This window comes from Curtobacterium sp. MCJR17_020, from assembly GCF_003234365.2.
Classification (GTDB): Bacteria; Actinomycetota; Actinomycetes; order Actinomycetales; family Microbacteriaceae; genus Curtobacterium.
Map to the genome: position 1 here is coordinate 693,161 of NZ_CP126260.1, position 12,144 is coordinate 705,304.

Annotated in this window: 11 protein-coding genes; 7 read left to right on the forward strand and 4 right to left on the reverse strand. The window is 72.6% G+C overall.

All coding sequences use genetic code 11. From position 1 onward, the window contains the following. Positions 1 to 55: 55 nt before the first annotated feature. Both DEJ14_RS03370 and DEJ14_RS03375 read left to right on the forward strand, forming a co-directional pair. Positions 56 to 910, forward strand: a complete 855-nt coding sequence (locus tag DEJ14_RS03370) for a PPK2 family polyphosphate kinase (RefSeq protein WP_258373280.1) — start codon at positions 56 to 58, stop codon at positions 908 to 910. A gap of 268 nt (positions 911 to 1,178) precedes the next feature. Beyond that, the gene (locus DEJ14_RS03375; protein ID WP_111085551.1) at positions 1,179 to 3,071 is read left to right on the forward strand and encodes a DEAD/DEAH box helicase; all 1,893 of its coding nucleotides are present in this window, start codon (positions 1,179 to 1,181) and stop codon (positions 3,069 to 3,071) included. Positions 3,072 to 3,215: 144 nt separating this feature from the next. On the opposite strand, the gene DEJ14_RS03380 is transcribed toward DEJ14_RS03375, so the two are convergent. Beyond that, positions 3,216 to 3,725: a mycothiol transferase gene (locus tag DEJ14_RS03380; protein ID WP_111085550.1), complete on the reverse strand. Its 510-nt coding sequence runs from the start codon at positions 3,723 to 3,725 to the stop codon at positions 3,216 to 3,218. 60 nt (positions 3,726 to 3,785) lie between these two features. Then, entirely contained in the window at positions 3,786 to 4,328 is a 543-nt protein-coding gene (locus DEJ14_RS03385) for a MarR family winged helix-turn-helix transcriptional regulator (RefSeq protein ID WP_111085549.1), read from the reverse strand. Between the two features lie 203 nt (positions 4,329 to 4,531). On the opposite strand from DEJ14_RS03385, the gene DEJ14_RS03390 reads away from it, so the two are divergent. The 4 genes from DEJ14_RS03390 (at position 4,532) to DEJ14_RS03405 (ending at position 10,604) form a co-directional block, all read left to right on the forward strand. Further along, positions 4,532 to 5,131 (forward strand): hypothetical protein, encoded by a 600-nt coding sequence (locus DEJ14_RS03390; RefSeq protein ID WP_111085548.1) that lies wholly within the window; start codon positions 4,532 to 4,534, stop codon positions 5,129 to 5,131. Positions 5,132 to 5,222: 91 nt separating this feature from the next. After that, positions 5,223 to 6,404: a S24/S26 family peptidase gene (locus DEJ14_RS03395; RefSeq protein ID WP_111085547.1), complete on the forward strand. Its 1,182-nt coding sequence runs from the start codon at positions 5,223 to 5,225 to the stop codon at positions 6,402 to 6,404. Between the two features lie 61 nt (positions 6,405 to 6,465). Continuing rightward, the gene (locus tag DEJ14_RS03400; RefSeq protein ID WP_111085546.1) at positions 6,466 to 7,629 is read left to right on the forward strand and encodes an exonuclease SbcCD subunit D; all 1,164 of its coding nucleotides are present in this window, start codon (positions 6,466 to 6,468) and stop codon (positions 7,627 to 7,629) included. Beyond that, positions 7,629 to 10,604: an AAA family ATPase gene (locus DEJ14_RS03405; protein WP_111085545.1), complete on the forward strand. Its 2,976-nt coding sequence runs from the start codon at positions 7,629 to 7,631 to the stop codon at positions 10,602 to 10,604. The genes DEJ14_RS03400 and DEJ14_RS03405 overlap by 1 nt, the downstream gene beginning before the upstream one ends. A gap of 31 nt (positions 10,605 to 10,635) precedes the next feature. Here the strand turns inward: DEJ14_RS03405 and DEJ14_RS03410 are convergent, their stop codons facing one another. Both DEJ14_RS03410 and DEJ14_RS03415 read right to left on the reverse strand, forming a co-directional pair. Beyond that, positions 10,636 to 10,812, reverse strand: coding sequence for a hypothetical protein (locus DEJ14_RS03410; protein ID WP_159573240.1), 177 nt, complete (start codon positions 10,810 to 10,812; stop codon positions 10,636 to 10,638). Next, complete coding sequence (locus tag DEJ14_RS03415) at positions 10,809 to 11,621, reverse strand: class E sortase (RefSeq protein ID WP_243648843.1); 813 nt, start codon at positions 11,619 to 11,621, stop codon at positions 10,809 to 10,811. Before DEJ14_RS03415 ends, DEJ14_RS03410 begins: the two co-directional genes overlap by 4 nt. Positions 11,622 to 11,713: 92 nt before the next feature. Between DEJ14_RS03415 and DEJ14_RS03420 the strand changes: the two genes are divergently transcribed. Continuing rightward, a complete protein-coding gene (locus DEJ14_RS03420) occupies positions 11,714 to 12,142 on the forward strand; it encodes a GNAT family acetyltransferase (RefSeq protein WP_111085544.1) in 429 nt (142 codons plus the stop codon). Positions 12,143 to 12,144: the final 2 nt, after the last annotated feature.

Below are 12,144 nucleotides of genomic sequence, written 5' to 3' on the forward strand. Positions count from 1 at the left end.
CACAGTGCCAGGATGAGGGCAGGGGGCACCCGCCGCCCGGACCGCAGGAGGACCCGTGAGCCGTCGCAAGGCCTGGAACGCCGATCCCGAACCACTGCTCCGCGTCGAACCGGGCTTCCGCCTCGACCAGGTCGACCCGGATGCGACCCCGGGATTCCCCGGCCGCAAGATCGACGGACTCGAAGCGCTCGCCGCGGGGGCGTCCCGCCTCGCCGCCCTGCAGGAGCGGCTGTACGCGGCGTCGACCGCCGGCGACCAGCGCCGGGTGCTGCTCGTCCTGCAGGCGATGGACACCGCCGGCAAGGGCGGCATCGTCTCGCACGTCGTCGGTGCGGTCGACCCCAACGGCGTGCGGTACGCGGGCTTCAAGGCCCCGACGGCCGAGGAGCGCGAGCACGACTTCCTCTGGCGCATCGAGCGTCAGCTGCCGAGCGCCGGGCAGCTCGGCGTCTTCGACCGCTCGCACTACGAGGACGTCCTCATCCAGCGCATCCGGGCGTTCGCGGCGCCGGACGAGATCGAACGACGCTACGGCGCGATCACCGAGTTCGAGGACCGCCTCACCGCCGAGGGCACCACGATCGTCAAGGTGATGCTGCACATCTCGAAGGACGAGCAGCGCGAACGACTCGGCGAGCGACTCGACCGCCCCGACAAGCACTGGAAGTTCAACCCGGCCGACATCGACGAGCGCCTGCTGTGGGACCGCTACCAGGACGCGTACCAGATAGTGTTCGACCGGACCTCGACCCCGCAGGCGCCCTGGTACGTCGTGCCGGCGAACCGCAAGTGGTACGCCCGCCTGGCGGTGCAGCAGCTCCTGCTCCGGGCCCTCGAGGACATGCAGCTCTCGTGGCCGAAGGCGGACTTCGACGTGGCCGAGCAACGACAGCGGCTCGCCGAGTCCTGACCGACGGGCAGGCCGGGAGGCCCGGGCCGGGTCCGGCGCGCGGCCGTCCGTCGATGACGGGGCTGGCATCAGAGCGCGGGGTCGCGTAGACTCGCTCGGTCGGCCTTCGACGCCGTGACATCGTGATCACGGGCTTTTTGTTGGGTGTGTGTTGCTCGAGGGCTGGAATCACGTCGAATCGCGACGGGATGAACCCCCTCTCCGCAAGCAGCCCCCGCCGATGTCGCTGTCGGGCGCTGCGGTTCGTTGCGCACCCGAGAAAGCAGACATGGCCCCGTACAACAAGGGCGCGGACAACCGCGCCTCCGACCGTCCCCGTCACCCGAACGGCACCCCCGCCGCACGCAGCAGCAAGCACCGCGGGTTCCGCGCTGCCGAGCCGACTGCACCGCGCCAGAAGCAGCGCTGGGACGCCGAGGAGCGCCGCGGCCGCTCGGCGCAGGGCGAGCGCCCCGCCCGCCCGAACTGGGAGCCCCGTGACAACGGCGGCCAGCGCCGCCCCGAGCGCGACGACCGTGGTGGTCGTGGCTTCAACCGTGACGACCGTGCGCCCCGGCGCTTCGACCGCGATGACCGCGCGCCTCGTCGCTTCGACCGCGATGACCGTGCGCCCCGTCGTGACAACGACGACCGCCCGCGTCGTAGCTTCGACCGCGATGACCGCGCTCCCCGTCGCTTCGACCGCGATGACCGTGCGCCCCGTCGGGACAACGACGATCGCCCGCGTCGTAGCTTCGACCGCGACGACCGCGCCCCGCGCAAGTTCGACCGCGACGACCGCGCCCCCCGTCGCGACAACGACGACCGTCCCCGTCGCAGCTTCGACCGCGACGACCGCGCTCCGCGCAAGTTCGACCGCGACGACCGCAGCGCTCCCCGCCGCTCCTTCGACGAGCCCGAGCGCGGCAAGTTCGTCCCCGCCGACGACGTCAAGCTCGCGAAGCTCCAGGCCGAGTCCACCGTGGCCTCGGACGTCGAGGGCGTGACCTTCGGCGACCTCGGCATCGGCGGCAACATCTCCCGCGCCCTGCAGGAACTCGGCGCGAGCAGCCCGTTCCCGATCCAGGCCGCGACGATCCCCGACGTGATCGCCGGCAAGGACGTCCTCGGCCGTGGCCGCACGGGCTCGGGCAAGACCATCGCGTTCGGCGCCCCGCTCGTCGAGAAGCTCATGGAGCACGGTGGCGGCACGAAGCGCAAGATGGGCCGCGCCCCGCGTGCGCTCATCCTCGCGCCGACCCGTGAGCTGGCCCTGCAGATCGACCGCACGGTGCAGCCCATCGCCCGCTCGGTGGGCCTCTTCACGACGCAGATCTACGGCGGCGTGCCGTACGGCCGTCAGGAGGGCGCGCTCGAGCGTGGCGTCGACATCATCGTCGGTACCCCCGGTCGTGTGCAGGACCTCATGAACAAGGGGAAGCTCGACCTCAGCGAGGTCGTCATCTCCGTGCTCGACGAGGCCGACCACATGTGCGACCTCGGGTTCCTCGAGCCGGTGCAGGAGATCCTGTCCGCCACCGCCGAGGTCACCCCGCAGGGCAACCGTGCGCAGAAGCTGCTGTTCAGCGCGACGCTCGACACCCAGGTCGCGGCGCTCGTCGAGCAGTTCCTGCACGAGCCGAGCGTGCACGAGGTCGCGGGTGAGGACCAGGCGTCCTCGACCATCGACCACCGTGTCCTCGTGGTCGAGCAGCGTGAGAAGGACCGTGTCCTCGAGGAGCTCGTCGCCGGTGACGGCAAGACGATCGTCTTCGCCCGGACCCGTGCCTACGCCGAGCGCCTGGCCGACCAGTTCGAGGACGCCGGCATCCGTGCCACGTCGCTCCACGGCGACCTGAACCAGTCGCGCCGGACCCGGAACCTGCAGCTCCTGACGAGCGGCCGGGTGAACGTGCTCGTCGCCACCGACGTCGCCGCCCGTGGCATCCACGTCGACGACGTGTCGCTCGTCGTGCAGGCGGACGCCCCGGACGACTACAAGGCGTACATGCACCGCTCCGGCCGTACGGGTCGTGCCGGCAAGGAGGGCACCGTCGTGACGCTCGTCCCGCGTGGTCGCATCCGCAAGATCGAGGGCATCCTCGAGCGCGCCGAGATCGCGGCGGACCTCGTGCAGGCCGCCCCCGGTGACGGCATCGTCAGCGAGCTCGCCGCGCGGTAGTCGCGACCGGACGGACGACGGGAGGCCCGGTACCAGCTGGTACCGGGCCTCCCGTCCGTCACATGGTGAGCAGAAATGGTCGGGTCCCGAAGTCGGACCCGACCATTTCTGCTCACGAAGCGAGCAGGCGAGCGCGCGACCGCGTCAGCGGTTGAAGAACAGCAGCCCGCGCACGAAGCCGGCCTGGCCGGCGTGCTGCGTGCAGTCGTCGAGGATGCTCACGAGCCGGGCGCCGGCGGTGACGGGCGGGTCCCACGCGTCGTCGACCACGGGGTCGAGGTCGTCGGGGTCGAGCGTGCCGAGGTACGCGACGGTGCGGTCGTGGACGGCACGCAGGTACCCGGTGAGCAGCTCGGCCGAGGCACGCACGCGACCGACGTCGTCGCGGGACATGCCGTAGCCGAGGGCCTCGGCCGGGAACGGCAGGCCGAACCGCTCGTACCAGCCGTCGGCGGTCCACACCTGCGCGGTGCCGGCGAGCTCGGCGATCTGGACGTCCTGTCCGCGGGCAGTGTGCCACGCGAGCCACGCCAGGGTGTTCGCCCCGGCGGCCGGACGCGCTGCGAGTTGGTCCTCGGACAGGCCGTCGACGGCACGCTCGACGGTCTCGGGGACGCGGGAGAACGCTTCGATCAGGACTTCGGACGGTGTCATGCGCACCACGCTACGCGCGCGCCCCGACACACGAGGTCACGCGGATCGTCGCGCCGACCGTCACGCGGAACGGGCTGCGGTCTCCGCGCGCGAGTGGCGGTCGAGGGCGTCGCCGAGCCCGGCGAACGCGGCCGCGAGCCGGACCCGGTCGGCGGGAGCGACGACCTCACGGAAGGCGTCCGAGTACACGGCGCCGATCTGCCGGGCGACCTCGGCGCCGGAGGCGGTGAGGTGCAGCAGGACGCTGCGACGGTCCTGCGGGTTCGGGCGGCGCTCGAGGTGTCCGCGCTGCTCGAGCCGGTCGACGAGCGACGTCATGGCGCCGGTGGTGAGCTCGAGGTACTCGCCGGCGTGCTTCGGCGTGACGCCCTCGCCGTCGGCCGCGGCCAGGAAGAACACGAAGCGGGTGTCGGTGGCGTTCAGTCCACGTACGACGCTCTCGTGGTGCAGGACGCGGGCGTGTTGCGTCTGGAGCAGGCGGAAGGCGGTGAGGAGCTTCGCGAGGTCGGTGTTGGAGTCCACGGTCTCCGGCACGGAGACGGTCGGCGACACGGGCGCGGGCGGCAGGGTGTCGGGCAGGACGGGCTGGGTGGTGTCCGTCATCAGCAGCTCTTCTCGGCAGGGGGTGGGAAGACTCAGTCAACAAGTATCTCACTCGTCAAGACACCCCCAGCACGGGGGTGGTTCCTTCTCTTGTGAGTTGCTCGGCCGAAAAGTAACTTGATCGTCGTAGCAAACCCCACGGCACCGACGCGACCAACCACCGCGACCACGGCGCCACCGTTTCCGGATCAGGAGCTCTCGCAATGTCTCGTGTCACCCCTCGCGCCGCCCGTCTCGCGGCCTGGATCGCCATCCCCGCCGCCCTCGTCGCCTCGGGTGTCGTCGTCTCGACCGCGTCCTACTCGGCGTTCTCGGCCACCACCGTCAACCCGACCAGCAACTGGACCGCCGGCAGCGTGGCCCTCACCGACGACGACAACAACACCGCGCTCTTCACCGCGACGGGCCTCAAGCCCGGCTCGACCGGCGCCAACTGCATCACGGTCACGTCGACCGGCTCGCTGGCGTCGACCGTGAAGCTGTACGGCACGAACCCGGCCACCACGAACAACCTCTCGGGCAACATCAACCTGCAGGTCGAGCAGGGCACCGGCGGTGGCTTCGGCTCCTGCACCGGCTTCACCCCGGCCGCGACCAGCGGAACGCTCTACAACGGCACCCTCGCCGCGTTCGGCACCGGCTCCACGAACTTCGCCACCGGCCTCGGCACCTGGGCCCCGACCGGCTCCGCGTCCGAGTCGCGCGTCTACCGCTTCACCTACACGGTCTCGAGCACCGCGCCGAACACGGTGCAGGGCGGCACCGCGTCCCTCGGCCTCACCTGGGAGGCCCAGAACAGCTGAGCCGGGAGCCCTCCCCACCCGGTGACCGGGGCTGAGCCCGAGCCGACCCCGGTCACCACCCCCGAGAACGCGCCCCCGGTCGAAGGCAGTCATGAGCAGCATCGCAGTGCACGGTGGTCCCACACCGCACGCCGTGCTCCGTGACGTCGTCGACTGGGGGCGCGTCGTCGTCGGCACCGTCGCACGCGGTGTGGTCGCGACCCTGCTCGGCCTCGCCCTGTGGGCGGCCGCGCCCGCCCTGATCGGCTGGCAACCCACCACGGTGATGACCGGGTCGATGGAGCCGCGGCTCACGCCGGGGGACGTCGTCGTCTCGCGACCGGTCGCGTCCGGCGAGGTCCGGACGGGCAAGATCCTGCTCGCGGACGACCCGGACCAGCCCGGTCACCTCCGCATGCACCGCTACGTCGAGGACGGCCCGCGCGGCACCCTGGTCACCAAGGGCGACGCGAACCCGCAGCAGGACTCCACGCCGCTCGAACGCTCGGCCGTGCGCGGGGTCGCCTTCCTGCGCATCCCCTTCGTCGGGTCGCCGGTCCTGTGGCTCCGGCAGGGGGAGTGGGTCAAGGTCGTCGTGCTCGCACTCGGCCTGACGGCGCTCCTCGCGCTCTGCACGGTCGACGGGTCGCTCCGCCGCCTCACGGCGGTCGACGACGCCGACGGCTCGGACGGGGGCGACACCGCCCACGGGTCAGGTGACGGTCCGTCGGACGGTACCGATGCCGGCCGGGAGGCGCGGGACGACGCCGCCACGCGCCTCCCGTCCGGCGGGACCACCGTCGTCACCCGTCGCTCGCTGCGGGTGCACGAGCGTCGCGTGCAGCGGCTGCGCCGCTTCGGCGGTGCGGCGGCGGTCCTCGTCATCGCGGGGAGCATCGGCGTGCTCGTGCCCGCACAGGCGGTGGCCGTGCCGTGGTCGCGGACGACCGTGAACCCGGGGTCGACCTTCACGGCGGGCACGGCCACCGGTGTCCCCACGCTGACCTGCACGGCCGCGTCGTCGAGCACCGTGACGATCGCCTGGACCTACACGGACCCGACCGTGCCGAACTCGTTCGACCTGATGAACGGGTCGACCCAGCTCGCGACCGCCACGACCGCTGGACAGCGTTCGCTCGTCTACGGCGGTGCGGGCCTGCTCGACCTGGGCACGACCTACACGCTGAACCTCCGCACGAACCTCGGCAACAACTGGACCGCGACCAGCACCCAGACCGTCAAGGTCAAGGTCGTCTCGGTCCTCGGCCTGGCGTCGGCGAGCTGCGTGCCCTGAGTTCTCCACAGGCGGCGCGCGGCCGTCCGGCGATGTCCCCGGCCGGCGTTACCGTGTCCGCATGCGCATCCTGCACACCGGCGACTGGCACCTCGGCCGCACGCTGCTCGGTGCCGACCTCCTCGAGCACCAGGCGGCGTTCACCGACTGGCTCGTCGACCTCGTGCGGGACCGCTCCGTCGACCTCGTCGTGATCGCCGGTGACGTGTACGACCGGGCGATCCCACCGATCGACGCGGTCCGCATGCTGTCCCGGGTGCTCGAACGCCTGGCCGAGACGGCGACCGTGGTGCTCACGCCCGGCAACCACGACTCCGCCGCACGCCTGGGCTTCGGTGCCGGCGTGATGGACCGCCGTGTCCGCATCCTCGCCGAACCCGCCCGGATCGCCGACCCGGTGCTCGTCGACGACGCCGACGGCCCGGTGGCGGTCTACGGCATCCCGTACCTGCACCCCGACCTCACCCGCTACGCACTGGCCGACGTGCCGGACGAGCCCCTCGCACGGTCGCACCACGCCGTCGTGCACGCTGCCACCGAGCGGATCCGGTCCGACCTCGCGCTGCGCGGCGGTACCCGCAGCGTCGTCGTCGCACATGCCTTCGTCGGCGGCGCGGACCCGAGCGACAGCGAGCAGGACATCCGCGTCGGCGGTGTCGACCGGGTGGCCGAATCGGTCTTCGACGGCTTCGACTACGTCGCCCTCGGGCACCTGCACGGCCCGCAGCGGGTCGGCGACGGCGGACGGATCCGCTACGCCGGCTCACCGCTGGCGTTCTCGTTCGGCGAGCGGCACCAGCAGAAGTCGGTGACCCTGGTCGACCTCGACGCGGCCGGTGCCGTCTCGGTCGAACTCGTGCCCGCTCCGGTGCCGCGCCGCCTCGTCGACGTCCGCGGGGGCATCGACGACATCGAGTCCGGGGTCTTCCGGGCCGACGCCGACGCGTGGGTGCGGGTGGCCGTGACCGACACGGTGCACCCCGAGCGCATGTACGCCCGGGTGAAGGACCTCTTCCCGCACGCGCTGGCGATCACGCACGAACCCGCCGACCGCGGTCCGGCCTCGGTGGCCCGTGCGGTCACGGCGACGTCCGACCCGGTCGAGGTCGCAGCCGACTTCGTGGCCTTCGCCACCGGTGCCGCCCCCGACGACGACGAACACGCCGTCCTGACCGAGGCGTACGAGGCCGCGGTGCTGGCGCTGCAGCGCGAGGGGGACCGCTGATGTACCTGCACCGACTCGAACTCCGCGCCATCGGGCCCTACCCCGACCTGGTGTCCATCGACTTCGCAGCGCTCGCGGCCTCCGGGGTGTTCCTGCTCGAGGGGCCGACGGGCTCCGGCAAGTCGACCATCATCGACGCCGTCGTGTTCGCCCTGTACGGCGGGCTCGCCGGGTCCGACGCCAGCTCCGACCGCCTGCACAGCCAGCACGCCGACCCCGCGGTGGAGCCGTTCGTCGAGCTCGTCTTCGAGACCAGCGCAGGGACCTACCGGGTCCGCCGCACCCCGCAGTACGACCGACCGAAGCAGCGGGGGACCGGCACCGTCAAGCAGCAGGCGTCCGTGCAGCTGTTCCGTCTGGCGAACCCGTCCGACGTCGCCGGCGAACCGATGTCGTCACGCATCCCCGAGGTCGGCGTCGAGATCGGCCGCATCGTCGGGCTCGACCGCGCGCAGTTCCTGCAGACCGTCGTGCTGCCGCAGGGCGAGTTCGCACGGTTCCTGCGGTCCCCGGGCGAAGACCGCCGCAAGCTCCTGCAGTCCCTGTTCGGCACGCAGGTCTACGACCGCACAGCCGACGAACTCGCCGCGCGGCGCCGTGCCGTGCAGGCCGAGGTCGACGGTGCCGACGACCGCGTGCGTGACGCCCTGAACCGCTTCGCCCAGGCCGCTGGTCTCGACGACGCCGACGAGACCGTCGTGCCGTCGACCGTGGCGTCGGTCCGAGCGGCCGCCGATGCTGCTGCCGCCGTCCGTGCTGCAGCAGCCGCGGCGGCGACGACCGCGGCCGAGCACGAACAGGCGGTCACGGCGCGTGCGACCGCGCTCGAACGACGCGCGGGGCTGCTCGTGCGACGGGCCGCGCTCGACGACGACGCCCCCGCCGTCGACGCCGCCCGGTCGGCCCTCGCCCTCGGCGAACGCGCCGCACGGGTCGCTGCCGTGGCCGACGGACTCGACGCCGCGGTCCTGCGCGCCGACGAGACCGCCGCGGCCGCCCGGTCGCTGCGTGACCGCCACGGGGTCACCGCCGACGCCGACGCCGTCGTGCTGCGACGCGACGCCCTGGCCGACGACCTGTCGGCCGTCCGGCACCTCGTCGCGGTCGACGACGGCGCCGCTGCCCGTCGGTCCACCATCGCCGAGGCCACCGCGGACGCCGAGCAGATCGCCGAGCAGCTCCTCGAACGCGACGCCGCACTCGACGCCCGGCCCACCGAGCGGGCCCGCATCGTCGAGGCCGCACGCACCGCGGCCCGCACGGCAGCCGACTCGGACGCCGCCGCGCACGAGGTCACCCGGATCCGGTCCCTCCGAGCCGACCTCGTGGCGCGCGACCACGCGGCGCAGCGCGTCACCGCGGCCGAGCAGTCCGTCGCTGCCGCGCGCCGGTCGGCGACCGACGCCCTCGCGGCCGAGCGGGCACTCCGCGAACGCCGGATCGCGGGGCTCGCCGGAGAACTCGGGGCGGCGCTCACGACCGGCGACCCGTGCCCGGTCTGCGGGTCGACGGCGCACCCGTCGGTGGCGACGCCGCAGGATGACCACCCCACGACCGCGGCCGTCGACGCCGCCGGCGACGCCACTCGCCGAGCAGACCAGCACCTCGCCGACGCCGCGTCGGACCTGGCGGTCGAACGTGCCGAACACCAGCGGCTCGTCGACGTCGTCGGCACGGTCGACGCGGCCACGCTCGACACCCTGACAGTGGCCGCCGACGAACGGGTCCGGGCCGCGCACGATGCTGCCGCGCTCGTCCTGCAGCACGAGCGACAGCGGGCGGAGCACGACACGACGACCGGTCGGCTCCAGCGCGAGCGGAACGACCTCGACGCACGGCGGACCGTCCTGGTCTCGACCGCGCTGGCCGACGCCGAGCGGCTCGACACCGACCTCGGCACCGTGGCCGCGGCGTTCGAGCGGCTCGCGGCGCTCCTCGACGACCGGCCCGCGACGCTCCGGACGGCCGTCGAGCTCCTCGACGAGCGACTCGAGGTGTACCGCGCGGTCGTGCAGGCCGACGAACGGGTGGCCGCCGCGACCCGTGCCCGCGACGACCGCCGTGCCGAGGTCGACCGGGTCCTCGACGACCAGGACTTCGCCGACGTCGCCGCAGCGCGGGCCGGACGGCTCGACCCTGACAGCACCGACCGGCTGCGGACGCTGATCAGCGCGGCCGAGGCCGAGCGGGCCGTCGTCGTGGCCGGCCTGGCCGAGCCCGCCGTGGTCGCCGCGGCGGACGACTCCGCGGAACGCCTCGACCTCGACGGTGCCCGTGCCGGACGCCAGGGCGCTGCCGCCGCACTCGACGAGGCCGTCGCGGTCGCCGTCTCTGCGGTCGACCGTGCCGACGCGGTCGACCGGTGCGCCGCAGAGGTCACCAGGGCGACCCGTGCCCGCGACGAGACGTCGGCACGCAGCCGCGCCGTGGTCCGGCTCGCCGACATCGCGAACGGGGTCACTGCGGCGAACCCGACCGGGATCACCCTGGGCACCTACGTGCTCATGCGCCGGTTCGAGGACGTCGTCGCCGCGGCCAACGACCGACTCCGGGCGATGCTCGCGGGGCGGTTCACGCTCGAGACCTCGGACGAGCGGGAGTCCGGGTCACGGGCACGCCGGACCGGCCTGGCACTCGCCGTGCACGACCACACCACGGACACCGTGCGGGACCCCCGCAGCCTGTCCGGCGGCGAGACGTTCACGGTGTCGCTGTGCCTGGCGCTCGGCCTGGCCGACGTCGTGCAGGCCGAGGCCGGTGGCGTCTCGCTCGGCACACTCTTCGTCGACGAGGGGTTCGGCACGCTCGACCCGGAGACCCTCGACGACGTCATCGGGCAGTTGTCGCGACTGACCGCCGGTGGGCGGCAGGTCGGCATCGTCAGCCACGTCGAGGAACTCAAGCAGCGGATCCCGGAGCGGATCGCCGTGCGTCGTACCGCGGCCGGCGGCTCGCACGTCACGACGACCGTCTGACGCCGTCGGTCGTCACCGGCGTGGCCAACGGCTACGGGGTCGGCGTGGACTCCACGGTGCCGTCCGGCGGCGGCAGGATGTCCGCCGCGATCCACGGGAACACCCACTGGAACAGCACGAACACGATCGCGGCGAGCAGCACGAGCAGTTCGAGCACCTTCAGGAACGTGGGGCCGGGCAGCAGCCGCCAGACCAGGGGGAAGATCACTTGGCCGTCTCCGAGAGTTCCTTCGGGGTGCCCTCGGACGCGGGCATCCAGTAGTCGAGCTTCGCGTGCGTGACGAACCGTTCGGCCGCCGACCACATCGGGTGGCACGCGGTCAGGGTCAGCCAGCGGTCCGACGGCGAGGGGTCGACCCCCGGCTTGTTCGGCACCGGCGCGATCGTCTCGATGTGGTCGGGCGTGACGATCTGGCTGTCGGTGACCTTGTAGACGTACCAGACGTCGAACTTCGTCTTCGCGTCGGTGACCCGCACGACGACCGAGTCGTCCTTCTTGAGTTCGGCGATCTGGTTGAGCGGCTTGCCGTACGTCACGCGGTGCCCGGCGACGGCGAAGTTGCCGGGAGCCCCGGGCATCGCGGTGTCCTGGTAGTGCCCGAGCCCGATGGTGTTGAGGACCTTCTCGCGGTCGGTCCCCTCGCCGATCGGCCGGTTGTAGTCCTTGCCGAAGCGGGGGATCTGCATCGTGCCGAACACGTCGGAGAGATCCGGCGGCTCCGCCAGCACGGGTGCGGTCCCACGGTGCTCGGTGCCGGCCCCGTCCGGGGTCTTCAGCTGGTCGAGTCCCTCGACGAGCTTCGACTGCTCGTTGACCGCCACGACGTCCGTCCACCAGGCGGTCCAGACCACGTACAGCCCGGTGCCGGCACCCGCGATGATGAGCAGTTCGGCGATGAGCGAGACGATCGCTCCGCCGACCGTCTGCCGTCGCCGGGGGGAGCGGCGCCCGGACCGTCTGCCGCCGTCGTCGTCCCGCGCGCTGCGGCGCGACGGGATGGTGTCGTGTGCGGTCACGGGGCTCCTGATCGGCTGGTCGGTCGGACAGGTCTATCAGATCACGACGACGGCCCGGTGAGGACGTTCTCCACACCCCGTAACGTGGGGGGATGGAGTACCGGATCCGCCCGTTCCGCGCCGACGACACCGAAGCGGTCGTCGCCCTCTGGGAATCGTGCGGTCTCGTCCGCCCGTGGAACGACCCCCGCCGCGACATCGCGCGCAAGGCCACGGTCCAGCCCGAGCTCTTCCTGGTGGCGGAGTCGGAGATCAGCGGGGTCGTCGCCGCGGGGATGGCCGGGTTCGACGGGCACCGCGGCTGGGTGAACTACCTCGCCGTGCAGCCGGACCTGCAGGGCTCCGGTCTCGGCCGGACGCTGATGGGCGAGTTCGAGCGGCTGCTCACCGACCTCGGCTGCCCGAAGGTGAACCTGCAGATCCGTGCCGGCAACGAGCGGGTGCTCGGTTTCTACGAGTCCCTCGGGTACTCCGACGACCGCACCGTGTCGCTCGGCAAGCGGCTCATCCCCGACGTCTGAGC

What these genes read in the sequence shown, in the direction of transcription:
- DEJ14_RS03375 (WP_111085551.1), top strand. Translation starts at nt 1,179, where the DNA reads ATGGCCCCGTACAACAAGGGCGCGGACAACCGCGCCTCCGACCGTCCC.
- DEJ14_RS03380 (WP_111085550.1), bottom strand. Translation starts at nt 3,725, where the DNA reads ATGACACCGTCCGAAGTCCTGATCGAAGCGTTCTCCCGCGTCCCCGAG.
- DEJ14_RS03385 (WP_111085549.1), bottom strand. Translation starts at nt 4,328, where the DNA reads ATGACGGACACCACCCAGCCCGTCCTGCCCGACACCCTGCCGCCCGCG.
- DEJ14_RS03390 (WP_111085548.1), top strand. Translation starts at nt 4,532, where the DNA reads ATGTCTCGTGTCACCCCTCGCGCCGCCCGTCTCGCGGCCTGGATCGCC.
- DEJ14_RS03395 (WP_111085547.1), top strand. Translation starts at nt 5,223, where the DNA reads ATGAGCAGCATCGCAGTGCACGGTGGTCCCACACCGCACGCCGTGCTC.
- DEJ14_RS03400 (WP_111085546.1), top strand. Translation starts at nt 6,466, where the DNA reads ATGCGCATCCTGCACACCGGCGACTGGCACCTCGGCCGCACGCTGCTC.
- DEJ14_RS03405 (WP_111085545.1), top strand. Translation starts at nt 7,629, where the DNA reads ATGTACCTGCACCGACTCGAACTCCGCGCCATCGGGCCCTACCCCGAC.
- DEJ14_RS03420 (WP_111085544.1), top strand. Translation starts at nt 11,714, where the DNA reads ATGGAGTACCGGATCCGCCCGTTCCGCGCCGACGACACCGAAGCGGTC.